We start from the raw sequence: 21,097 nt of genomic DNA, 5'->3' as shown, positions 1-21,097 counted from the left end.
ATCAAACCGTCGGAACCGTGCCGCCGTCGATAACGTATTCGGCGCCATGGATCGACGCCGCGCGGTCGGAGACGAGGAACGCCACCAATTCGGCGACTTCCCGAGGCCATGCCGGTCTGCCGATGGGAATGCCGCCAAGTGCATCCATGATGCCTTGGCGAGCGGTTTCCTCATCCGAGCCGGAATGGTCAGCCAGTCGGGCAACCATGGCCTCCGAAGCTGATGTGTTGATCCATCCCGGCGCCACCCTGTTCACCCGGATACCCTTCGGCCCGAGTTCCTTCGACAGCGCCTTGCTGTAAGTCGACAGCGCAGCTTTCGCCGCGGCGTAGCCGATGGTCGATTCATGGAGCGGCAACCGGCTTTGGATCGAGGTTATGTGGACAATCGCACCGCAGCCCTGTTCGATCATGTGCGGGATCAGCATGCGATCGAGCCGCACCGCCGCCATCAGGTTCAGGTTGAGCTCCTCTTGCCAGATATCTTCCGTCAGTTCGGCAAACCCTCCGCCGGGGCTCTTCGAGCCGCCGACGCTGTGCACGATGACATCGATGCCGCCAAGCCGCTCGACTACGCCTCTCGCGACCGTGGCGGTGCCCTCCGGCGTGGCGATGTCCGCTTGCACAAATAGGGCATCATTCGCCCCGTCCGGTTTTGAACGCGCCGTCGTCAGAACCAGCGCGCCGGCCGTGGAAAGACGCTCCACGATAGCCGCGCCCGCGCCCTTGGTGCCGCCGGTGACCAGAACGCGCTGGCCGGCGAATTCCTGGTCGTCGATAACGAATGTCCGTTGCGTGCTCATGCGCCGATCGCCAGTCGCGTGATCTGGCCGTCGGCCAGCGTGAAATTGTAGTGCAGCGTCGCCGGGCTGCCGGGGAAATTGCCTGACACGATGCCGGCGATCCGCCATGCATCGCCATCCGCCGTGGCGTCCGCGACCTCGACGATTACACGGTATTTGCGTGTCGTTGCTTCCATCCAATCGCGGATCGCGGCCAGTCCCTGATGCGTTTCCCCTTCGTCTCGAACGATGGCCTTCGAGGAGAACGGGACGATCATGGCGTCGATATCGTGCCGGTTCTTGGCGGCGAAATAATCCGCCAGGGGTTGGGGAAGGGTCATGGTTTCGTCTCCGGTTGCGGTTCCTGATGCCGACTCGCGGGCGGCGCTTGTCGGACCCCTAAAATGAGATAAGCTGACGGAATGACAAGAACCGACGAAAAAGTAAGGTACTTACCTGAAGGTAAGGCTGGCCCTGAAAGTAAGGTTGGATCTGAAACGGAGGTTGGTCCTGGAAGCGGCGACGAGGAACTGACTCCGCTGTCCGCGGCGAGCGGTGTGGAGAACGTGCTGCGCATCCTCGAAGGCCGCTGGAAGCTGGTGATACTTTTTCACCTGTTTGGCGGCAAAGTGCTGCGCTTCTCCGATCTCGAACGGGCGATCCCGGCGATCTCGCAAAAGATGTTGATCCAGCAGCTAAGACAGATGGAGGCCGACGGCATCGTGTGCCGTATCGTGCATCATCAGGTGCCGCCGAAGGTCGAATACTGCCTGACCGACTGGGGGCAGGCGCTGTGCCCAGCCCTCGACGCCCTGTTGACATGGGCGGCCCAGCGAGAGATCGCAGAAAGCTGACTTCAACTCAGCGCGTGGCAGCCACTTCGGCATGGCTGCGTAGCAGCGACATCAGACGCTTGGTATCCTCGGCCGCGGCCTCCTCATCGCCGTCGAGGATCGAGCGAATAAGTGCGACATGGTGCTCCGCCGACTCGGCGAGGCCGGTGTCGGCTTTGTAGCGGAATCAGAAACGCCGGCTATGAGTCTGCAGTGGTGCCGCCAGCCGCGCCGCGAAGGGGTTGTCGGCAGCCAGCGCGAGGGCCTCGTCAAGTGCCTTGTCGGCGTGGATGAAGGCAAGCACGTTGCCGGAGATGACTGCCTTCTGCATGGCGAGTGCCGCTTCATGGAACATGTCGGCGGCCTCGCGGGTGACGAAACGGGCGGCCGAGCGGGCCAGCACCACCTCGACGCCACGGCGCGCGTCGAGCACGCGAAGCCAGTCGCCGGGTGGAGCGGGGGCGATGGCAATGCCGGCGCGGGGGCGGACGTCGAGCCGTCCCTCCCAAGCCAGCCGCTGGATCGCCTCGCGCACAGGGGTGCGGCCGATGCCCAACCTGTCGATCAGCGATCCTTCGGTGACATGGCTTCCGGGCGCCAGTCTAGAGCGTGATGCGCTGCGCATGCCGCTATGATCAAGGCGCTCGGCGACGAGTTTCACGAAAGCGCTGCCGCGCTGGGTGTGGTCAATCCGAATATCATTCTTGAAATCTTCGTTTCGAAGAAGGGTACATGGACTATCCTCGCCACCGACACAGCAGGTCAAAGCTGCGTGATATCGGCAGGTGAGGGTTGGGACAGTGCAATGACGGCAGCGGCGATGCCTGGGCCTGAGCCAGCCAACCTCTCACGAAATGTCAGCGTTCGAACGGGCGCTTGTTTTCAGATCGGGACCTCACCATATCGAATCCAGGAGTACGAGAACGCGCTCCCTGACGACAGACCGGAAACCAGAAGGAGTGACGTGATGAAGACGTCGAACCCGGCCTGGAGCGTTCCGGCACATTGAGGCCATCGATGTGCCTCCCTTGCCGGAACGCAAAGGCAAAGGAGGTGCCAAATGGCACGCATATTTTCATTTCGATGGATCAGGATAGCCGCGATCGGCGCCGCCATGGCGCTGGCGGCTTCACCCGTGCAGGCACAACTCGTCTGCGGCGCCCACAGCGATCTTGTCGCGGGGCTGGCGCAGGCCTTCCAGCAAAAGCAGATCGGTTACGGAGTGGTCGGGCAAAAAGCCGTCATAGAAATCTATGTCTCGGCGAGCGGCACGTGGACCATGCTGATAACCGGCGTGAAGGACCGGAGCTGCATTCTTGCGACCGGTGACGGATGGGAAAACACCCTGGCCGTCGCCGCAGCGGCACACGGGCCCTAAGCTGTCTGATTAACGCGTGGCAGCCACTTCGGCGTGGCCCCGCAGCAGCGCCATCAGTCGCTTGGCATCCTTGGCCGCGGCCTCTTCGTCGCCGTCGAGGATCGAGCGGATCAGCGCGACATGGTGCTCGGCCGACTCGGCCAGGCCGGTATCGGCCTTGTAGCGAAACCAGAAACGCCGGCTGTGGGTTTGCAGCGGGGCGGCCAGCCGCGCCGCGAAGGGGTTGTCGGCGGCCAGCGCCAAGGCGTCGTCGAGCGCCTTGTCGGCATGGATGAAGGCAAGCACATTGCCGGAAATGACCGCCTTCTGCATGGCAAGTGCGGCCTCATGAAACAGGTCGGCGGCCTCGCGGGTGACGAAGCGCGCGGCCGAGCGGGCCAGCACCACCTCGACGCCGCGGCGTGCGTCGAGCACGCGCAGCCAGTCTCCGGGATGCAGCGGAGCGATCGCGATGCCGGCGCGCGGGCGCACGTCGAGCAGCCCTTCCCAGGCCAGCCGCTGGATCGCCTCACGTACCGGTGTGCGGCCGAGCGCCAGCTTTTCGATGAGCGCGCCTTCGGTGACAAAGCTCGCTGGCGCTAGTTCCAATGTGACGATCATATGCTCGAGCACGCGATAGGCCCTGGCCGCAGCCGGCTCGGATGTCATGCCTGGTTCCATGGATATCAAAGGCGCTCTCCTGATATATCTAGGGTATATCATAAGAGATTCCGCATTGACAGCGCGTTTCTTAACAGATATACGGCTGATATATCAGATGGAGCAATGATCATGTGGACCGGAGTTTTCCCCGCCGTCACGACCAAATTCACCGAGGATGACCGCCTCGACCATGCCGAGATGGAGCGCTGTTTCGCGCTGCAGATGGAGGCCGGCTGCGACGGCATCATCGTCTGCGGGTCGCTCGGCGAAGGGCCGATGCTGTCGGCCGACGAGAAGATCGAGGTGCTGAAGACCGCACAGAAGATCGCTGGCAAGAAGCCGGTCCTGCTGACGGTGAACGAGGCCGGCACCCGCGAGGCGGCAGCGATCGCGCGCCGCGCCGCCAAGGAAGGCGCCAACGGCCTGATGGTCGTGCCGAGCCCGATCTACCACACCAATGCGGAAGAGACGGTCGCGGCACTTCGCGCCGTCGCGCAGGCCGGCGACCTGCCGGTGATGATCTACTCCAACCGTCTCGCCTACCGCGTCGACGTCACCGTCGACCAGATGGAGGAACTGGCATCGGACAAGCGTTTCGTCGCCATCAAGGAATCCTCCGACGACATCCGCCGCTCGACCGAGATCATCAATCGGCTGGGCAGCCGCTACGACCTGTTCACCGGCGTCGACAATCTCGCCTTCGAGGCGCTGTCGGTCGGCGCCATCGGCTGGGTGGCCGGCCTGGTCACTGCGTTTCCCCGCGAGACGGTCGCCATCTACCAACTGATGAAGCAGGGCCGCCGCGAAGAGGCGCTTGCCATCTACCGCTGGTTCCGCCCACTGCTCGATCTCGACGTGTCGACCTATCTGGTGCAGAACATCAAGCTCGCGGAAGTCTTTGCGATCAACACCAACGACCGCGTCCGCATGCCGCGCCAGCCGCTGTCGGGCGAACGCCGCAAGGCGGCCGAAAAGATCATCAAGGATGCGCTGGCGGTACGGCCGACACTGCCGCAGTTTTGAGGCCAGTGTTCTAAAAATGGCAACGTCGCGGTCCCCCTCATCCGGCCGCTCCGCGGCCACCTTCTCCCCGACGGGAGAAGAGGTCGCCAAGGCCGGTGCCAGTCTCTTCTCCCCGGCGGGGAGGAGGTGGCCCGAAGGGTCGGCTGAGGGGGCCGATCGTAGAGTGGAGCGAGGCGGGGATTGGCACATGCAGTACGGCCCGCAGCCATGAACAACGATGCTGCAATTGAAATCGCCATTGTCGGTGGCGGCATCATCGGCATCTGCGCCGCCGCCTATCTTGCCGAGGCGGGACGCGGCGTCACGGTCTTCGACCGTACCGGCATCTGCGAGGAAACGAGCTCCGGCAATGCCGCTGCCTTCGCCTTTTCCGACGTGCTGCCACTGGCGCAAAAAGGCATGATCAAGAATCTGCCGAAGTGGCTCGCCGATCCGCTGGGGCCGCTCAGCATTCCTCCCTCCTACCTGCCAAAACTCCTGCCATGGCTGATCCGTTTCTGGCGCGCCGGGCGCAGTGATCGTTACGAGGCCAGCCTCGCCGCGCAAGTGGCGATGATGGGGCTTGCCGAAAGCGAATGGGCTGGATTGATGCAGCGTTCCGGCACGCGTGCCATGCTGCGCGAGGACGGTTCGCTCGAACTCTACGAGAGCGCGGCGGAGTTCCGTGCCTCATTGCCGGGCTGGGCCGCCAGGCAGCGTTTTGACATCGGCTTCCGCCATGTCGAAGGCAACGAGCTTGCTGCCCTTCAGCCTGGTCTGTCGCCACGCTTCGTCAAGGGCACCTTCGTGCCGGCGTGGAAGACCGTGGCCGACCCCAAGCTGCTCGGAAAGGCCATCTGGGCCTATGCGCAACAGAAGGGCGCCCGCTTTGAAAAGGCACGGATCGAACGTGTCGAAACAGGACCGGCCGGCGTCACGCTGCACTTCGCCGACGGCGCCACGCGGCAGGCGAGGCATCTCGTCATCGCCGCCGGAGCGTGGTCGCATCTGCTGGCGAAAGACCTCGGCGATCGCATTCCGCTCGAAACCGAGCGCGGCTACAACACGACGCTGCCGAAGGATGCCTTCGACGTGAAGCGGCAGCTGATCTTTTCCGGGCATGGCTTCGTCGTCACGCCGCTGGAAACAGGCTTGCGTGTCGGCGGTGCCGTCGAACTCGGCGGCATCGACAGACCGCCGAACTATGCCCGATCGAAGGCTCTGCTGCAGAAGGCGCAGAAATTTCTGCCGGGGCTCGATCCGGCCGGTGGCCGCGAATGGATGGGCTTCCGGCCCTCGCTGCCGGATTCACTTCCCGTCATCGGGCGGGCGCGGGCGAACCCGTCGGTGATCCATGCCTTCGGCCATGGCCATCTCGGCCTGACCCAGTCGGCCGCCACGGGACGCTTGATCCGTGACCTCGTTCTGGAGCAGGCTCCGCCGATCGATCTCATGCCCTTCAGTCCGCAACGTTTTTGAATCCGGGAGCCGTCATGGCCAAGAAATCCTTCTTCTGCATAGACGGCCACACCTGCGGCAATCCGGTGCGGCTGGTCGCCGGTGGCGGCCCGCTGCTCCAGGGAGCGACCATGATGGAGCGGCGTGCGCATTTCCTCGCCGAATATGACTGGATCCGTACCGGCCTGATGTTCGAGCCGCGCGGCCATGATGTCATGTCCGGCTCGATCCTCTATCCGCCGACGCGTGAGGATTGCGACATCGCCATCCTGTTCATCGAGACGTCGGGCTGCTTGCCGATGTGCGGTCATGGCACCATCGGCACGGTGACGATGGCTATCGAGCACGGGCTGATCAAGCCGAAGACGCCGGGCATGCTGAGGCTCGATACGCCGGCCGGCCTGGTCATCGCGGAATACAAACAGATCGGCGACTATGTCGAGGAAGTGCGCATCACCAATGTGCCATCCTTCCTCTACGCCGAGGGTCTGACGGTGGAATGCCCAGGGCTCGGCGAGATCAGCGTCGATGTCGCCTATGGCGGCAATTTCTACGCCATCGTCGAGCCGCAGGAGAACTATCGCGACATGGCCGATCATTCGGCCGGCGACTTGATCGCCTGGAGTCCGGTGGTGCGGCAGCGGCTCAATGAAAAGTACGCTTTCGTGCATCCGGAAAACCCCGGCATCAACCGGCTGTCGCACATGCTGTGGACCGGCAAGCCGACGCACGCCGAAGCCGATGCGCGCAATGCCGTCTTCTATGGTGACAAGGCGATCGACCGCTCGCCATGCGGCACCGGCACCTCGGCGCGGATGGCGCAGCTTCACGCCAAGGGCAAGCTCAAGACCGGCGACGACTTCATCCATGAGTCCATCATCGGCTCGCTGTTCAAGGGCAGGGTCGAAAAGGAGGTCGCGGTTGCCGGCAAGCCGGCTATCATTCCATCGATCGGCGGCTGGGCGCGCATGACGGGATTGAACACCATCTTCATCGACGACCGTGATCCGTTCGCGCACGGTTTTGTGGTCAAGTAGGAGGGCACGAAGTCGCCTGAGGTCAATGCGGCGCAAAAACCGAACCATGGACCGAGACGCAACGATCCGTCTCATCAAATTCTTTTGACAGCGATTTCTTCGAAATGGCGCGCATGATGCGGTCGATTAATCAAAGACATTGCGTTATGCCAATGGTAGGGTCCGCGATAGTCCAGAGGCCGGATATGAGAAAACGGGCAATTCGAAGGCGTGCCGACACAACACGCATGACGATTGAAAAATCACGTTGCAATCCGGGCTCGAAACTTTACGACTAGGGGAAATACGAAAAGGAATGCGTCTGCATGGGCGACATTCCAGGGGAGCAACGTACACATGCAGTATTTTGTCCAGCAGCTTATCAACGGGCTGACGCTGGGGTCGATCTATGGCCTGATCGCGATCGGCTATACGATGGTCTACGGCATCATCGGCATGATCAATTTCGCCCACGGCGACATTTTCATGGTGGGCGCCTTCACGGCGCTGATCGTTTTCCTCATCCTCGGCGCTCTGTTCTATTCGGTGCCCGTGGTCATCGCGCTGCTGGTCATGATGATCGTGGCGATGCTGCTCACCAGCCTCTACAACTGGACGATCGAAAAGGTGGCGTATCGGCCGCTGCGCGGTTCGTTCCGGCTGGCGCCGCTGATCACCGCCATCGGCATGTCGATCGCGCTGTCCAACTTCGTCCAGGTGACGCAGGGGCCGCGCAACAAGCCGATCCCGCCGATGGTCAGCACGGTCTACAACATCGAAGGCATCAGCGTGTCGCTGAAGCAGATCATCATCGTCATCGTCACCGCGCTGCTGCTGGCGCTGTTCTGGTACCTGGTCAACAGGACCTCGCTTGGCCGCGCGCAGCGCGCCTGCGAACAGGACCGCAAGATGGCGGCATTGCTCGGCATCGACGTTGACCGCACCATCTCGATCACCTTCATCATGGGAGCTTCGCTTGCCGCCGTCGCCGGGACGCTGTTCCTGATGTACTACGGTGTCATCGCCTTCTCGGACGGCTTCACACCAGGCGTGAAGGCATTCACCGCGGCGGTGCTCGGCGGCATCGGCTCGTTGCCGGGTGCGGTGCTCGGCGGACTGATGATCGGGCTCATCGAGAGCCTGTGGTCGGCCTATTTCTCGATCGACTACAAGGACGTGGCCGCCTTCTCGATCCTGGCGATCGTGCTGATCTTCCTGCCTTCCGGCATTCTGGGCCGGCCAGAAGTCGAAAAGGTCTGAGATCATGGCAGTCACCGTATCTCCGGAGCGCGACATCGTCGCCACGCCCGTGCAGCGAGCGCTGCGCGAAGGGTTCTATGCCGGCGCCATCGCGCTTGGCCTGTTCGTGCTGTTCATCGGCCTCAAGACCGACCAGAACATCTCCAACGAGCTGGTCCTCATGCAACGCTGGGGCCTGCTCGCCATCGTGGTAATCGCCACCGCCGTCGGACGCTTCCTCTATGTCGCCTACGGCCAGCCTTTCATGGCCAGCCAGAAGATCACCAACGTCGCCACCGGCCTGTTGCCGGACAGCGTGGCGACGCGGTTCTTCCGCTTGCCGTATTTCATCGCGGCGCTCGCTGTGCTGGTCGTGCTGACCGTATTTGCCGGCTCGCTCGACGGATTGCTGGGGCCTGGCCTTGCCGGCTATGCACGCTTCCTGCGGGCGTTGGCGATCATCTACGTGATCGCCTCGGTGATCTTCTATTTCCGGTCCTTCATCCACACCCATTTCTCGGCGTTGGGCATAAGCGCGCTGGCGCTCTATCCGATCCTGGTCGTGGTGGTGCTCACACTGTACACAGGTTCGATGGCGGGCGGCTTCCAGGGGTCGCTGAAGTGGGTCGACAATTTCGGCATCCAGATCCTGATCTATGTGATGCTGGCATGGGGGTTGAACATCGTCGTCGGTCTCGCCGGCCTGCTCGACCTCGGCTACGTCGCCTTTTATGCACTTGGCGCCTATGCGTATGCGCTTCTAGCCACGCATTTCGGCCTGTCGTTCTGGATCCTGCTGCCGGCTGCCGGCGCCATGGCCGCCCTCTGGGGCGTGCTGCTCGGCTTCCCGGTGTTGCGCCTGCGCGGCGACTATCTGGCTATCGTGACGCTGGCTTTCGGCGAGATCATCCGATTGGTGCTGATCAACTGGCGCGATGTGACCAACGGTTCTGCCGGCATCTCCGGCATTCCGAAGGTTTCCTTCTTCGGCCTGATGTCGTTCAACGTCTCGGATCCGAACTACATCGCCAAGGTGCTGGGCATCGCTCAGTCCGGCGCATACTACAAGATCTTCCTCTACTACCTGATACTCGGGCTCTGCCTGCTCACCGCCTTCGTCACCATCAGGCTGCGCCGTCTGCCGGTTGGCCGTGCTTGGGAAGCGCTGCGTGAGGATGAGATCGCCTGCCGCTCGCTCGGCATCAACACCACCACCACCAAGCTCACCGCCTTTGCCACAGGTGCCATGTTCGGCGGCTTTGCCGGCTCGTTCTTTGCCGCGCGGCAAGGTTTCGTCAGCCCGGAATCCTTCGTCTTCCTGGAATCGGCGATCATCCTGGCAATCGTCGTGCTTGGCGGTATGGGCTCGCTGGTCGGCATCGCCGTCGCCGCCATGGTGATGATCGGTGGCACCGAGGCGCTGCGTGAGCTCGACTTCCTCAAGCAGATCTTCGGGCCGGACTTCACCCCGGAGCTCTACCGCATGCTTCTGTTCGGCATGGCCATGGTGATCGTCATGCTGTGGAAGCCACGCGGCTTCGTCGGCAGTCGTGAACCAACAGCTTTCCTGAAAGAGCGAAGGGCTGTCTCCAGTTCCTTCACCAAGGAGGGCCACGGCTGATGAATGCGAGCTCGATTCAGGGAACCAATCCGGGTATGAACGACGCCATCCTGCAGGTCGATCACCTGTCGATGAAGTTCGGCGGCCTTGTCGCCATCGGCGATCTGTCCTTCACCGCGAAGCGCGGCGAGATCACCGCGCTGATCGGCCCCAATGGTGCCGGCAAGACCACCGTGTTCAACTGCATCACCGGCTTCTACAAGCCGTCGGAAGGCATGATCACGCTCAACCGCCAGGATGGCACCAGCTACCTGCTGGAGCGCCTACCGAACCACGAAATCCCGGCGCGCGCCAAGGTGGCGCGTACCTTCCAGAATATCCGGCTGTTCTCGGGCATGACGCTGCTGGAGAACCTGCTGGTGGCCCAGCACAACAAGCTGATGAAGGCATCGGGCTATACGATGCTGGGCCTGTTCGGCTTCAGCGGCTACCGCAAGGCTTCGGCCGAATCGGTCGAACTTGCCCGTCACTGGCTGGAGAAGGCCGACCTTGTCGATCGTGCCGATGATCCGGCCGGCGACCTGCCCTATGGGGCCCAGCGGCGGCTCGAAATCGCGCGCGCCATGTGCACCGGGCCGGAGCTTCTGTGCCTTGATGAACCGGCTGCCGGTCTCAATCCGAAGGAATCGCTGGCGCTCAACTCGCTGCTGATGGACATCAAGAACAACACTGGCACGTCGATCCTGCTTATCGAGCACGACATGTCGGTGGTCATGAAGATTTCCGACCATGTCGTCGTGCTCGAATATGGCCGCAAGATCTCCGACGGCAATCCGCAGTCCGTGCGCACCGATCCACGCGTCATCGCCGCCTATCTCGGCGTCGACGACGAGGAGGTCGAGACCGTGCTGACCGAGGTCGGCGACGAGGACGTTATCGAACAACTCGACACCGGTCCCGATGCCGCGCATGGTCCGGGGACATCGTCATCCTATCTCGCCGGGCCGGTGGCCGACACCGTCGGCCACAGCGAAGGCGAGCGCGTCACCGTGTCCAAGGGTGCGTCGAAGGCAGCGCAGGTCGATGCGCGCGCGGCGACAGTGGCAAGCAAGCCTGTCGCCGCAAAGCCCGCTTCGCCGGCCAAGCCGGCTGCGGCAAAGCCGGCCGCCAAGGCGGCGCCGGCGAAAGCAGTGGGTATCTCCAACCGGCTGGCGGCGCCCCGCGATGGCAAGGCCGACAATCTGACCCGCATCAAGGGGATCGGCACGGTCAACGAGAAGAAGCTCAACGAACACGGCATCTTCCATTTCGACCAGATCGGCGCCTGGAAGAAGTCCGACGTCGAGGCCGCGGAAGCCTATCTCGCCTTCGACGGGCGCATCGCGCGCGAGGAGTGGGTCAAGCAAGCCAAGCTTCTGGCAAAGGGCAAGGACACGGAGTTCTCGCGCCGGGTCGATGCGGGGAAGGTGGCGACAAGTCATGCTTCCGGAAAGGCCGCTGCCGCGCCGGCGGCGGGCAAACGTGGAGGGCGTAAATGATGGCCGGCACAACGCTGCTCGACGTCAAGGGCGTCCAGACCTACTACGGCAACATCAGGGCGCTGAACGGCGTCGATGTCCACGTCAACCAGGGCGAGATCGTGGCGCTGATCGGCGCCAACGGCGCCGGCAAGTCGACCTTGATGATGACCATCTTTGGCGCTCCACGCGCACGGGCGGGCACCATTACTTTCGCCGGCACCGACATCACGGAGATGCCGACGCACGAGATCGCGCGCATGCGCATCGCCCAGTCGCCGGAAGGCCGGCGCATCTTCCCGCGCATGACGGTGATGGAAAACCTGCAGATGGGCGCCAGCCTCGACAACCTCAAGCACTATGACGAGGATGTCGAGAAGGTGTTCACGCTGTTTCCGCGCCTGAAGGAGCGCATCGCCCAGCGTGGCGGTACGCTGTCGGGCGGCGAACAGCAGATGCTGTCGATCGGGCGTGCGCTGATGGCGCGGCCGAAACTGCTTCTGCTCGACGAACCGTCGCTGGGCCTGGCGCCGCTGATCGTCAAGCAGATCTTCGATGCCATCCGCGAGCTGAACCGCACGCAGGGGCTAACCGTGTTCCTGGTCGAGCAGAACGCCTTTGGCGCGCTGAAGCTCGCCACGCGCGGCTATGTCATGGTCAACGGCAATGTAACGATGAGCGGTACCGGCAAGGAACTGCTCGCCAATCCGGAAGTGCGCGCCGCCTATCTCGAAGGCGGGCATCACTGATCCCAGGAGACATCAATCATGCAAGGCATTCTCTACGAGGAACCGTCGATCTGGCAGTTCTTCTTCGTCACCTGCCTGCTCGGCGGCTGGGCGGCATGGATGACAGGCAAGGCCAGCGCCCAGACCTGGCGCAGTTTCCCGCAGCTGTTCGCCTATATGCTGGGCCTCGGCATCGGTATCAGGTTCATCCACCACGCGCTGTTCAACGGCACGATGTTCTCGCTTCACTACTATATCGTGGACACTATTGTACTGATGATCCTGGGCTTCGTCGGCTACCAATACACGCGCACAAATCAAATGGTTACTCAGTATAACTGGCTCTATGAAAGAGCTTCGCTTTTGAGCTGGAAACCGAAAGGTTGACGTTCATCATTAACGCCGTTTCGGGGATGAATCGGCGTGACAAGAGCCTGAAAATGGGCACACTATGCTTTCTGCGATAAGAGTGGGCATCGCATGAAAGCTTCATCCACGCCCACTCCGTTAATGGGAGCGTTTAAATGAAAAAGTCACTATTGTCCGCCGTTGCCCTGACCGCGCTCGTCGCGTTCGGTGGCAACGCGTGGGCTGACGTAATGTTCGGCGTTGCCGGCCCGATCACCGGTCCGAACGCGGCCTTCGGCGCACAGCTGCAGAAGGGCGCCGAGGCGGCCGTCGCCGCGATCAATGCCAAGGGCGGCATCAATGGCGAGCAGATCAAGCTCGAAGTCGGCGACGACGTCTCCGATCCGAAGCAGGGCATCTCGGTTGCCAACAAGTTCGTCGGCGACGGCGTCAAGTTCGTGATCGGCCACTTCAACTCGGGCGTGTCGATCCCGGCCTCGGAAGTCTACGCGGAAAACAACATCGTCGAAATCACGCCGGCCGCGACCAATCCGAAGTTCACCGAGCGCGGTCTGTGGAACGTGTTCCGCACCTGCGGACGCGACGACCAGCAGGGCAGCATCGCCGGCGCCTATATCGCCGCGAATTTCAAGGGTGCCAAGGTTGCCGTCATTCATGACAAGACCCCTTATGGCCAGGGCCTCGCCGATGAAACCAAGAAGGCAATGAACGCCGCCGGCGTCACCGAAGTCATGTATGAAGGCGTTAATGTCGGCGACAAGGACTTCTCGGCGCTCATCGCCAAGATGAAGGAAGCCGGCGTCACGCTGATCTACTGGGGCGGCCTGCATACCGAAGCCGGCCTGATCATCCGCCAGTCCGCGGACCAGGGCCTCAAGGCCCCGATGATGTCGGGTGACGGCATCGTGACGGACGAGCTTGCCGCGATCGCGGGCGACGCCGTCGCCGGCACGCTCAACACGTTCGGCCCCGACCCGCGCCTGATCCCGGCCAACAAGGAACTCGTCGACAAGTTCCGCGCGCAGGGCTTTGAGCCGGAAGCCTACACGCTCTACGCCTACGCTGCCGTGCAGGCGATAGCGGAAGCCGCGACGGCCGCCAAGTCGAACGACCCGCAGGCCGTTGCCAAGGCGATGCATGGAAGCGGCCCGTTCCCCACGGTTCTGGGCGATCTTGCCTATGATGCCAAGGGCGATCCGAAGCTGCCGGGCTACATCATGTACGAGTGGAAGAAGAAGGACGACGGAAAGTATTCCTGGTTCCCGAAATAAGCTGCTCTGGCAGGTCTGATATCAATGATGCCCGGCGCAACGCGCCGGGCATTTTCTTTGGCCACTGGCGTGGCTGGACGGTTGAATGGCGCTTTTCAAGCAGTCCTTCGCCGGCAGAATATCGATGTTCGGGTGACAATCGAAGTCATGATGCACGGCTTTCGAACCGAGACAGTCCGGTGCCAAGCGAGGAATCGACTTAAATCGATTTAGTCGTGCATCGATTTTGTTTGCACTGCAGCATTTTCGCGCTAATCATTGCGCCGATTTCCCGTCCCTTCCGTTACTGGAGCCCAGTCCTTGGCTATCACGAAGATCCTCGTCGCCAACCGGTCAGAAATCGCCATCCGCGTCTTTCGCGCGGCCAATGAACTAGGCCTCAAAACCGTGGCGATCTGGGCCGAGGAAGACAAATATTCGCTGCACCGCTTCAAGGCCGACGAGAGCTACCAGGTTGGGCGTGGGCCGCACCTGACCAAGGACATGGGCCCGATCGAGAGCTATCTGTCGATCGAGGAGGTGATCCGTGTCGCCAGGCTTTCGGGTGCCGATGCGATCCACCCTGGTTATGGGCTTCTGTCGGAAAGCCCCGAATTCGCCGACGCCTGCGCCGAGGCCGGCATCACCTTCATCGGGCCAAAGCCCGACACGATGCGCCGGCTCGGCAACAAGGTCGCCGCGCGCAATCTTGCCATCGAGGTCGGCGTGCCCGTCATTCCCGCCACCGATCCTCTGCCGGACGACATGGACGCGGTGAAGAAACTGGCCAAGGAGATCGGCTATCCGGTGATGCTGAAGGCATCGTGGGGCGGCGGCGGCCGCGGCATGCGCGCCATTCGTTCCGAGGCCGATCTTGCCCGCGAGGTGACGGAAGGCAAGCGCGAGGCAAAAGCCGCTTTCGGCAAGGACGAGGTCTATCTCGAAAAGCTGATCGAACGCGCCCGCCATGTCGAGGTGCAGGTGCTGGGCGATACACATGGCAACGCCGTGCATCTGTTCGAACGCGACTGCTCGATCCAGCGCCGCAACCAGAAGGTCGTCGAGCGGGCGCCGGCGCCCTATCTCGAAATGTCACAGCGCGAGGAGCTTTGCGGCCACGCGCTGAAGATCGCCCGCGAGACCAGCTATATCGGCGCCGGAACGGTCGAGTTCCTGCAGGATGCCGATACCAGCAAATTCTACTTCATCGAGGTCAATCCGCGCATCCAGGTCGAGCACACCGTCACCGAACAGGTAACGGGCATCGACATCGTCAAGGCGCAGATCCACATCCTCGACGGCTTCGCCATCGGCACGCCAGAGTCGGGCGTACCGGCGCAAAGGGACATCAGGCTGAACGGCCATGCCTTGCAGTGCCGTATCACCACGGAAGACCCCGAGCATAATTTCATTCCGGACTATGGCCGCATCACCGCCTATCGCGGCGCCACCGGCTTCGGCATCCGGTTGGATGGCGGCACCGCCTATTCGGGCGCGGTCATCACCCGCTTCTACGATCCGCTGCTGGAGAAGGTGACGGCATGGGCACCGACGCCGACCGAAACCATCGCCCGCATGAACCGGGCGCTGCGCGAATTCCGCATCCGCGGCGTGGCGACCAACCTGACCTTCCTCGAAGCGATCATCAACCACCCGAGCTTCGCGGACAATTCCTATACGACGAAGTTCATCGACACGACGCCGGAACTGTTCCAGCAGGTCAAGCGGCAGGACCGCGCCACCAAGCTTCTGAACTACCTTGCCGATGTTTCGGTCAACGGCCATCCCGAGACGCGTGGGCGGCCGCAACCCAAGGCCGACGCGGCCGCGCCCGTGGTGCCCTATCTCAACGGCAATGTGCCGAGCGGCTCCAAGCAGAAGTTCGATGTGCTCGGTCCGGCGAAATTCGCGACCTGGATGCGCGAGCAGAAAGAGGTGCTGGTCACCGACACGACGATGCGCGACGGACATCAGTCACTGCTGGCGACCCGCGTGCGCACGCATGACATTGCCGGCATCGCCGGCACCTACGCGCGGGCACTGCCACAGCTTCTGTCGCTCGAATGCTGGGGCGGCGCGACGTTCGACGTCGCCATGCGCTTCCTCACCGAAGACCCCTGGGAGCGGCTGTCGCTGGTGCGCGAGGCGGCGCCCAATCTGTTGCTGCAGATGCTGCTGCGCGGCGCCAATGGCGTTGGCTACACCAACTATCCCGACAATGTCGTGCAGCATTTCGTCCGCCAAGCAGCTGCCGGCGGCATCGACCTGTTTCGTGTCTTCGACTGCCTGAACTGGGTCGAGAACATGCGCGTCGCCATGGACGCTGTCGGTGCCGAGGGCAAGCTGATCGAAGCGGCGATCTGCTACACCGGAGACATACTCGATCCGGCGCGCGCCAAGTACGATCTCAAATATTATATCGGACTGGCCAGGGAATTGCAGGCTGCGGGCGCCCATATCATCGCGGTCAAGGACATGGCCGGGCTGCTGAAGCCTTCCGCCGCGCGCGTGCTGTTCAAGGCGCTGCGCGAGGCAACCGACCTGCCGATCCATTTCCACACGCATGACACGTCCGGCCTGTCGGCGGCGACGGTGCTGGCGGCGGTGGAGAGCGGCGTCGACGCCATCGACGCGGCGATGGATTCCTTCTCGGGCAACACCTCGCAGCCATGCCTGGGCTCGATCGTCGAGGCGCTCAAGGGCACCGACCGCGATCCGGGCCTCGACCCGCAATGGATCAGGAACATCTCGTTCTACTGGGAGGCGGTGCGCAACCAGTACGCCGCCTTCGAAAGCGATCTCAAGGGGCCGGCCTCCGAAGTCTACCTGCACGAAATGCCGGGCGGACAGTTCACCAATCTCAAGGAACAGGCGCGTTCGCTCGGGCTCGAGACACGCTGGCACGAGGTGGCGCAGACCTATCACGACGTCAATTTGATGTTCGGCGACATCGTAAAGGTGACGCCGTCGTCCAAGGTGGTCGGCGACATGGCGCTGATGATGGTGAGCCAGGACCTGACGGTTGCCGATGTCGAGAATCCGGACAGGGATATCGCCTTCCCGGACTCGGTCGTCTCGATGCTGCGCGGCGATCTCGGCCAGTCGCCGGGCGGTTGGCCGAAGGCGCTGCAGCAGAAGGTGCTCAAGAGCGAGAAGCCGATCACCGTGCGGCCGGGATCGCTGCTCAAGCCCGCCGACCTCAAGGCTAGCCGCAAGGAGATCGAGGAGAAACTCGAGCGCAAGCTCAGCGAGTTCGAATTCGCCTCGTGGCTGATGTACCCAAAAGTGTTCTCGGATTTCGCCGGGGCGCAGGAGACCTACGGACCGGTCAGCGTGCTGCCGACGCCGACCTACTTCTACGGCATGAAGCCGGAAGACGAGATTTTTGTCGATATCGAAAAGGGCAAGACGCTGGTCGTGCGCTGCCTCGCCATCGGCGATGTCGATGACAAGGGCATGGTCACCGTGTTCTTCGAGCTCAACGGCCAGCCGCGCCGCGTGAAGGTGCCAGACAGGGCGCATGGCGCGTCCGCGGCCAAGGCGCGGCGCAAGGCCGAGCCGGGCAATGAGGCACATGTCGGCGCGCCGATGCCGGGCGTTGTCTCCGCGCTCTCCGTTGCCGCCGGCCAGGCGGTGAAGGCGGGCGACGTGCTGCTCTCCATCGAGGCGATGAAGATGGAAACGGCGCTGCATGCGGAGCGCGACGGCACAATCATCGAAGTTCTGGTCAAGGCCGGCGACCAGATCGATGCCAAGGATCTGCTGATCGCCTTCGGATAATTGGTCATTGCCGAAACAGGGCTGTCGGTGTTTGGCGGCAGCCCTTCATGCCGCATCGATAACGGCTTGACCCGCCGTTCCCGGTCGGGCATCGAACCGCCTGCAAAAGCGCCGGGGCATACCCCGAGTCGCGGTGAAAACAGATTTGGAGAAAAACATGGCCGACGACATCACAGACACCAGCCAGACTGTTGCCGCCGGCCAGTTGCGCGCCTTCATCGAGCGCATAGAGCGGCTCGAGGAAGAGAAGAAGACCATTTCCGAGGATATCAAGGAAGTGTTCGCCGAGGCCAAGGGCACCGGCTTCGACACCAAGGCGATGCGGACAATCATCCGGCTGCGCAAGAAGGACCAGGCCGAGCGCCAGGAAGAGGATGCCATCCTCGATCTGTACATGGCCGCTCTCGGCATGGTGTAAGACTAGCCGGCCCGGCATCCGATGCGGTTGCCGGATAAACGGTTTGGACCATGAGCGAATTCGACTTCGGCGGCCGCCGCGCCTCGGAATTCCGCCATCGCGGCTTCTGGTCGCTGTTCGCCGGACGGCATCCTGAAGAGAAAGCCCGGCTGGCGCGGCGCGGACCCTGGTTCTGGCAGCGCGGGCTGCCCGACTTCGCATTGGTCATTTCCATGTATGTCGCGCCGGCGCAGAACCATGTCGGCGTCTTCTTCGGACGCAATGAGAAGTTCGGCGCCACGCAAAGCTGGTCGCGATTGAAACCCTTCCAGCCGGCGATCGAAGACAGGCTGAAGCTCGGGCCGGGACAAAGTGCCGAGGGCCTCGGCATCAATTCGCTCTGGCGGGTCAACTGCTTTGCCGAGGACAACTGGCCGGCGATGGCCGACTGGCTGGTGACGGAGGCGTCACGGGTCGAACGCGCCGTGACCGAGATTCTCGGGCAGGGATAGAGCGCCGGTGGTTTCCGAAGCCGTCACATCCTTCTTTCGCCTGCGCTGGCAAGGCGCCGTGCCGCTGAGCCGGCTGTTCTGGCGTGACCTGGTTCTTGTCGGCACCGCAATCAGCGTTGCGTCGTCGGTGGTGGCGCTTGTCCTGCTCGGGCTGAAGATGCCGCTCGCCATGGTGCTGGCGATGCATTTCGCGCCGGTGCCCTACAATCTGTTCCTGACACTGGCAGTCTGGCGAACCGCTGAGAAATTTCCCAGCGCCAAGGCCTGGATGATGACTTTGGGCGCGGCGCTGTGGTTGATCCTGACGGTGGTGATCTGAGGCAGTTCTGGCGGCCGGTGCAGAATGGGACGCCTTGCAAGCTCAGCACATGAAAAGGGCGGCCGAAGCCGCCCCTTTACGATCAAACAATCAGATTGCTGTTCAAGCCGCCGGCTCGAATTTCAGCGCCACGCCGTTGATGCAGTAGCGCAGGCCGGTCGGCGGCGGGCCGTCCTCGAAGACATGGCCGAGATGGCTGCCGCAGCGGGCGCAGTGGCATTCGGTGCGAACCATGCCGTAACTGCGGTCGACCGTGTTCTCGACCGAGCCGGGAACCGGATCGTTGAAGCTCGGCCAGCCGGTGCCGCTCTCGAACTTCAGCTTGGATTCGAACAGCGGCTGGTCGCAGCCGACGCAGGAAAAGGTGCCGGCGCGCTTTTCATAGAGCAGGGCGCAGCTTCCCGGCCGCTCGGTGCCGTGGCCGCGCATGACGGCATACTGCTCAGGCGTCAGCCGGGCGCGCCATTCGGCATCGGTGCGGGTGACGGGATAGGTGTGGGTGTCCATTTGATCTCCTCAGCCTTGGCGGCTCGTTATTGGTTGCAACCTCATATTCGCATGAAGATAGGCGTTTGTTACAGGTTCGCCCAGCAGCGGGCCTTCTACAAGATCAATGTTTCCTGGAAAGCTGCTTCGTCGCGCCTTCCAGCCCCGCCAGAGTCAGCGGGAACATCCGGCCGCCGAAGATATCGCGGATCATCGCGATGGAATGGGTATAACCCCAATTCTTCTGGTTTTCCGGATTGAGCCATACTGCGTTCGGCCATTGCTGCAGCAGGCGGCCGAGCCAGACGCTGCCTGCCTCCGGATTCCAATGCTCAACCGAACCTCCGGGATGCGCGATCTCGTAAGGGCTCATCGAGGCATCGCCGACGACGATCACCTTGTAGTCCGGGCCGTATTTGTGGAGGAGGTCGAAGGTCGGGATCACCTCGGCATGGCGGCGGCGATTGTCCTTCCACACGCCCTCGTAGAGGCAGTTGTGGAAGTAGAAATATTCGAGCTGTCGGAATTCGGCGCGGGCGGCTGAAAACAGCTCCTCGACGCTTTTGATGTGGTCGTCCATCGAGCCGCCGACATCGAAGAACATCAAGAGCTTCACGGCATTGCGCCGTTCGGGCCGCGTCCGCACGTCGAGATAGCCGTGCTCGGCGGTGGCGTGGATGGTGCCGGGCAGGTCGAACTCCTCCTCGGCGCCCTCGCGCACCCAGCGGCGCAGGCGTTTCAGCGCGATCTTGATGTTGCGGGTGCCGAGTTCGACGGCATCGTCGAAATTCCTGAATTCGCGCTTGTCCCAGACTTTCACGGCGCGGCGATTGCGGCTCTCGTGCTGGCCGATGCGGACGCCCTCGGGATTGTAGCCATAGGCGCCGAAGGGCGAGGTGCCGCCGGTGCCGATCCATTTCGAGCCGCCCTGATGGCGGCCCTTCTGCTCTTCGAGCCGCTGCTTCAAGGTCTCCATCAGCTTTTCGAAACCGCCGAGAGCCTCGACCAGTTTTTTCTCCTCGTCGGTCAGATGCTTCTCGGCGAGGCGGCGCAGCCATTCTTCGGGAATATTCGTGACATCAACGGCATCCGGGCCGCCCAGCGCCTCGATGCCCTTGAAGACATGCGCAAACACCTGGTCGAAGCGGTCGATGTGGCGCTCATCCTTCACCAACGCAGTGCGGGCGAGATAGTAAAAACCCTCGACGTCGTAATCGACCAGCCCGGCTTCCAGGCCTTCCAGCAGTGACAGATATTCCCGCAGCGAGACGGGAACGCGTGCAGCCTTCAGTTCGAGGAAGAAGGGGATGAACATGGTCTATCTATAGCAGATCATACTCGATGAAGCCCGTGCGCCGCGCTACATGGTCGTAGAGCTTGCGGGCGGTGGCGTTGGTCTCGTGCGTCATCCAGTAGACGTTCTTGACGCCAATCCTTGCAGCCTCTTCCTTCACCGCCTTGATCAGCGCCGCGCCGATGCCCTTGCCGCGCACGTCCGGGTCGGCGAACAGGTCCTGCAGATAGCAGTTGTTTTTCTCGGACCAGCCGGAGCGGTGGTAGAGGTAGTGGGTGAGGCCGACGGCCTTGCCGTCGAGCGTGGCGATGAAACCCTTCGGCTCGAATTCACCTTCGGTGAACAGCCGCTTCCAGGTGACGGCATAGACCTCTTCCGGCAGCTTGGTCTCATAGAAGGTGAGGTAGTCGGTCCACAGCCGCCGCCAGTCGGCATGGTCGGGCTGTGCGAGCGGGCGGACGGTGATGTCAGTCATTTCATTTTCCTCTGAAGTCTGGAACCCGATCCATCCAGCAGAATCGGATCGGAAATATCT

The 21,097-nt window shown here is 62.5% G+C and carries 22 protein-coding genes and 1 pseudogene; 16 read left to right on the top strand and 7 right to left on the bottom strand.

The annotated features are described in order from the left end of the window. Position 1: 1 nt before the first annotated feature. Positions 2 to 802, bottom strand: coding sequence for an SDR family oxidoreductase (locus ABVQ20_RS33850; protein WP_354464168.1), 801 nt, complete (start codon positions 800 to 802; stop codon positions 2 to 4). Next, positions 799 to 1,122 carry a nuclear transport factor 2 family protein gene (locus tag ABVQ20_RS33845; RefSeq protein WP_354464167.1) on the bottom strand — a complete coding sequence of 108 codons (324 nt, stop codon included), beginning with the start codon at positions 1,120 to 1,122 and terminating at the stop codon, positions 799 to 801. Before ABVQ20_RS33845 ends, ABVQ20_RS33850 begins: the two co-directional genes overlap by 4 nt. Positions 1,123 to 1,311: 189 nt before the next feature. Between ABVQ20_RS33845 and ABVQ20_RS33840 the strand changes: the two genes are divergently transcribed. After that, the gene (locus ABVQ20_RS33840; RefSeq protein WP_354464261.1) at positions 1,312 to 1,635 is read left to right on the top strand and encodes a winged helix-turn-helix transcriptional regulator; all 324 of its coding nucleotides are present in this window, start codon (positions 1,312 to 1,314) and stop codon (positions 1,633 to 1,635) included. Between the two features lie 7 nt (positions 1,636 to 1,642). Here ABVQ20_RS33840 and ABVQ20_RS33835 read toward each other — a convergent pair. Beyond that, a pseudogene (locus ABVQ20_RS33835) lies at positions 1,643 to 2,239 on the bottom strand (GntR family transcriptional regulator). A 6-nt stretch (positions 2,240 to 2,245) separates the two neighbouring features. Here ABVQ20_RS33835 and ABVQ20_RS33830 point away from each other — a divergent pair. Together ABVQ20_RS33830 and ABVQ20_RS33825 are read left to right on the top strand one after the other, a co-directional pair. Next, positions 2,246 to 2,623: a hypothetical protein gene (locus ABVQ20_RS33830; protein WP_354464166.1), complete on the top strand. Its 378-nt coding sequence runs from the start codon at positions 2,246 to 2,248 to the stop codon at positions 2,621 to 2,623. Positions 2,624 to 2,674: 51 nt separating this feature from the next. After that, complete coding sequence (locus ABVQ20_RS33825; RefSeq protein WP_354464165.1) at positions 2,675 to 2,992, top strand: hypothetical protein; 318 nt, start codon at positions 2,675 to 2,677, stop codon at positions 2,990 to 2,992. A gap of 9 nt (positions 2,993 to 3,001) precedes the next feature. Here ABVQ20_RS33825 and ABVQ20_RS33820 read toward each other — a convergent pair whose 3' ends face one another. Continuing rightward, positions 3,002 to 3,694: a GntR family transcriptional regulator gene (locus tag ABVQ20_RS33820; RefSeq protein ID WP_435528478.1), complete on the bottom strand. Its 693-nt coding sequence runs from the start codon at positions 3,692 to 3,694 to the stop codon at positions 3,002 to 3,004. A gap of 69 nt (positions 3,695 to 3,763) precedes the next feature. On the opposite strand from ABVQ20_RS33820, the gene ABVQ20_RS33815 reads away from it, so the two are divergent. From ABVQ20_RS33815 to ABVQ20_RS33755, 13 genes are all read left to right on the top strand, one after another. Continuing rightward, positions 3,764 to 4,657, top strand: coding sequence for a dihydrodipicolinate synthase family protein (locus tag ABVQ20_RS33815; RefSeq protein ID WP_354464163.1), 894 nt, complete (start codon positions 3,764 to 3,766; stop codon positions 4,655 to 4,657). Between the two features lie 207 nt (positions 4,658 to 4,864). Continuing rightward, positions 4,865 to 6,115: an NAD(P)/FAD-dependent oxidoreductase gene (locus ABVQ20_RS33810; protein ID WP_354464162.1), complete on the top strand. Its 1,251-nt coding sequence runs from the start codon at positions 4,865 to 4,867 to the stop codon at positions 6,113 to 6,115. Positions 6,116 to 6,129: 14 nt separating this feature from the next. After that, positions 6,130 to 7,131: a 4-hydroxyproline epimerase gene (locus tag ABVQ20_RS33805; protein WP_354464161.1), complete on the top strand. Its 1,002-nt coding sequence runs from the start codon at positions 6,130 to 6,132 to the stop codon at positions 7,129 to 7,131. Between the two features lie 336 nt (positions 7,132 to 7,467). Then, on the top strand, positions 7,468 to 8,370 hold the full coding sequence (locus tag ABVQ20_RS33800; protein ID WP_354464160.1) for a branched-chain amino acid ABC transporter permease: 903 nt from the start codon (positions 7,468 to 7,470) through the stop codon (positions 8,368 to 8,370). A 4-nt stretch (positions 8,371 to 8,374) separates the two neighbouring features. After that, on the top strand, positions 8,375 to 9,970 hold the full coding sequence (gene livM / locus ABVQ20_RS33795; protein ID WP_354464159.1) for a high-affinity branched-chain amino acid ABC transporter permease LivM: 1,596 nt from the start codon (positions 8,375 to 8,377) through the stop codon (positions 9,968 to 9,970). Continuing rightward, positions 9,970 to 11,448 carry an ATP-binding cassette domain-containing protein gene (locus ABVQ20_RS33790; protein WP_354464158.1) on the top strand — a complete coding sequence of 493 codons (1,479 nt, stop codon included), beginning with the start codon at positions 9,970 to 9,972 and terminating at the stop codon, positions 11,446 to 11,448. The genes livM and ABVQ20_RS33790 overlap by 1 nt, the downstream gene beginning before the upstream one ends. Beyond that, the gene (locus ABVQ20_RS33785; RefSeq protein WP_354464260.1) at positions 11,448 to 12,176 is read left to right on the top strand and encodes an ABC transporter ATP-binding protein; all 729 of its coding nucleotides are present in this window, start codon (positions 11,448 to 11,450) and stop codon (positions 12,174 to 12,176) included. The genes ABVQ20_RS33790 and ABVQ20_RS33785 overlap by 1 nt, the downstream gene beginning before the upstream one ends. A gap of 18 nt (positions 12,177 to 12,194) precedes the next feature. Beyond that, a complete protein-coding gene (locus ABVQ20_RS33780) occupies positions 12,195 to 12,542 on the top strand; it encodes a DUF6867 family protein (protein ID WP_354464157.1) in 348 nt (115 codons plus the stop codon). A 137-nt stretch (positions 12,543 to 12,679) separates the two neighbouring features. Continuing rightward, on the top strand, positions 12,680 to 13,795 hold the full coding sequence (locus tag ABVQ20_RS33775) for a branched-chain amino acid ABC transporter substrate-binding protein (protein WP_354464156.1): 1,116 nt from the start codon (positions 12,680 to 12,682) through the stop codon (positions 13,793 to 13,795). Between the two features lie 300 nt (positions 13,796 to 14,095). Beyond that, positions 14,096 to 17,554 (top strand): pyruvate carboxylase, encoded by a 3,459-nt coding sequence (gene pyc, locus ABVQ20_RS33770; protein WP_354464155.1) that lies wholly within the window; start codon positions 14,096 to 14,098, stop codon positions 17,552 to 17,554. Between the two features lie 157 nt (positions 17,555 to 17,711). Next, positions 17,712 to 17,972, top strand: coding sequence for a DUF2312 domain-containing protein (locus ABVQ20_RS33765; protein ID WP_354464154.1), 261 nt, complete (start codon positions 17,712 to 17,714; stop codon positions 17,970 to 17,972). Between the two features lie 50 nt (positions 17,973 to 18,022). Continuing rightward, positions 18,023 to 18,463 carry a hypothetical protein gene (locus ABVQ20_RS33760; RefSeq protein ID WP_354464153.1) on the top strand — a complete coding sequence of 147 codons (441 nt, stop codon included), beginning with the start codon at positions 18,023 to 18,025 and terminating at the stop codon, positions 18,461 to 18,463. A 7-nt stretch (positions 18,464 to 18,470) separates the two neighbouring features. Further along, complete coding sequence (locus tag ABVQ20_RS33755; protein ID WP_354464152.1) at positions 18,471 to 18,782, top strand: hypothetical protein; 312 nt, start codon at positions 18,471 to 18,473, stop codon at positions 18,780 to 18,782. A gap of 102 nt (positions 18,783 to 18,884) precedes the next feature. Here the strand turns inward: ABVQ20_RS33755 and msrB are convergent, their stop codons facing one another. The 3 genes from msrB to ABVQ20_RS33740 all read right to left on the bottom strand — a co-directional run bounded on the left by msrB (position 18,885) and on the right by ABVQ20_RS33740 (position 21,037). Next, entirely contained in the window at positions 18,885 to 19,289 is a 405-nt protein-coding gene (gene msrB / locus ABVQ20_RS33750) for a peptide-methionine (R)-S-oxide reductase MsrB (RefSeq protein WP_013529102.1), read from the bottom strand. Between the two features lie 103 nt (positions 19,290 to 19,392). Then, positions 19,393 to 20,583, bottom strand: coding sequence for a vWA domain-containing protein (locus ABVQ20_RS33745; protein ID WP_354464151.1), 1,191 nt, complete (start codon positions 20,581 to 20,583; stop codon positions 19,393 to 19,395). Between the two features lie 7 nt (positions 20,584 to 20,590). Then, positions 20,591 to 21,037, bottom strand: coding sequence for a GNAT family N-acetyltransferase (locus ABVQ20_RS33740; protein WP_354464150.1), 447 nt, complete (start codon positions 21,035 to 21,037; stop codon positions 20,591 to 20,593). Positions 21,038 to 21,097: the final 60 nt, after the last annotated feature.

Source organism: Mesorhizobium shangrilense, assembly GCF_040537815.1.
Taxonomy (GTDB): domain Bacteria; phylum Pseudomonadota; class Alphaproteobacteria; order Rhizobiales; family Rhizobiaceae; genus Mesorhizobium; species Mesorhizobium shangrilense.
The sequence above is the reverse complement of the archived record's forward strand: the minus strand, read 5'-3'. Positions and strand labels throughout refer to the sequence as shown.

Excerpts from the sequence above, each read along its gene's own strand:
- ABVQ20_RS33775 (WP_354464156.1), top strand. The coding sequence starts at position 12,680 with ATGAAAAAGTCACTATTGTCCGCCGTTGCCCTGACCGCGCTCGTCGCG.
- msrB (WP_013529102.1), bottom strand. The coding sequence starts at position 19,289 with ATGGACACCCACACCTATCCCGTCACCCGCACCGATGCCGAATGGCGC.
- ABVQ20_RS33850 (WP_354464168.1), bottom strand. The coding sequence starts at position 802 with ATGAGCACGCAACGGACATTCGTTATCGACGACCAGGAATTCGCCGGC.
- ABVQ20_RS33785 (WP_354464260.1), top strand. The coding sequence starts at position 11,448 with ATGGCCGGCACAACGCTGCTCGACGTCAAGGGCGTCCAGACCTACTAC.
- ABVQ20_RS33820 (WP_435528478.1), bottom strand. The coding sequence starts at position 3,694 with ATGATATACCCTAGATATATCAGGAGAGCGCCTTTGATATCCATGGAA.
- ABVQ20_RS33845 (WP_354464167.1), bottom strand. The coding sequence starts at position 1,122 with ATGACCCTTCCCCAACCCCTGGCGGATTATTTCGCCGCCAAGAACCGG.
- ABVQ20_RS33810 (WP_354464162.1), top strand. The coding sequence starts at position 4,865 with ATGAACAACGATGCTGCAATTGAAATCGCCATTGTCGGTGGCGGCATC.
- ABVQ20_RS33815 (WP_354464163.1), top strand. The coding sequence starts at position 3,764 with ATGTGGACCGGAGTTTTCCCCGCCGTCACGACCAAATTCACCGAGGAT.
- ABVQ20_RS33745 (WP_354464151.1), bottom strand. The coding sequence starts at position 20,583 with ATGTTCATCCCCTTCTTCCTCGAACTGAAGGCTGCACGCGTTCCCGTC.
- ABVQ20_RS33780 (WP_354464157.1), top strand. The coding sequence starts at position 12,195 with ATGCAAGGCATTCTCTACGAGGAACCGTCGATCTGGCAGTTCTTCTTC.
- livM (WP_354464159.1), top strand. The coding sequence starts at position 8,375 with ATGGCAGTCACCGTATCTCCGGAGCGCGACATCGTCGCCACGCCCGTG.
- ABVQ20_RS33825 (WP_354464165.1), top strand. The coding sequence starts at position 2,675 with ATGGCACGCATATTTTCATTTCGATGGATCAGGATAGCCGCGATCGGC.
- ABVQ20_RS33765 (WP_354464154.1), top strand. The coding sequence starts at position 17,712 with ATGGCCGACGACATCACAGACACCAGCCAGACTGTTGCCGCCGGCCAG.
- ABVQ20_RS33800 (WP_354464160.1), top strand. The coding sequence starts at position 7,468 with ATGCAGTATTTTGTCCAGCAGCTTATCAACGGGCTGACGCTGGGGTCG.
- ABVQ20_RS33740 (WP_354464150.1), bottom strand. The coding sequence starts at position 21,037 with ATGACTGACATCACCGTCCGCCCGCTCGCACAGCCCGACCATGCCGAC.
- ABVQ20_RS33760 (WP_354464153.1), top strand. The coding sequence starts at position 18,023 with ATGAGCGAATTCGACTTCGGCGGCCGCCGCGCCTCGGAATTCCGCCAT.
- ABVQ20_RS33830 (WP_354464166.1), top strand. The coding sequence starts at position 2,246 with ATGATCAAGGCGCTCGGCGACGAGTTTCACGAAAGCGCTGCCGCGCTG.
- ABVQ20_RS33805 (WP_354464161.1), top strand. The coding sequence starts at position 6,130 with ATGGCCAAGAAATCCTTCTTCTGCATAGACGGCCACACCTGCGGCAAT.
- ABVQ20_RS33790 (WP_354464158.1), top strand. The coding sequence starts at position 9,970 with ATGAATGCGAGCTCGATTCAGGGAACCAATCCGGGTATGAACGACGCC.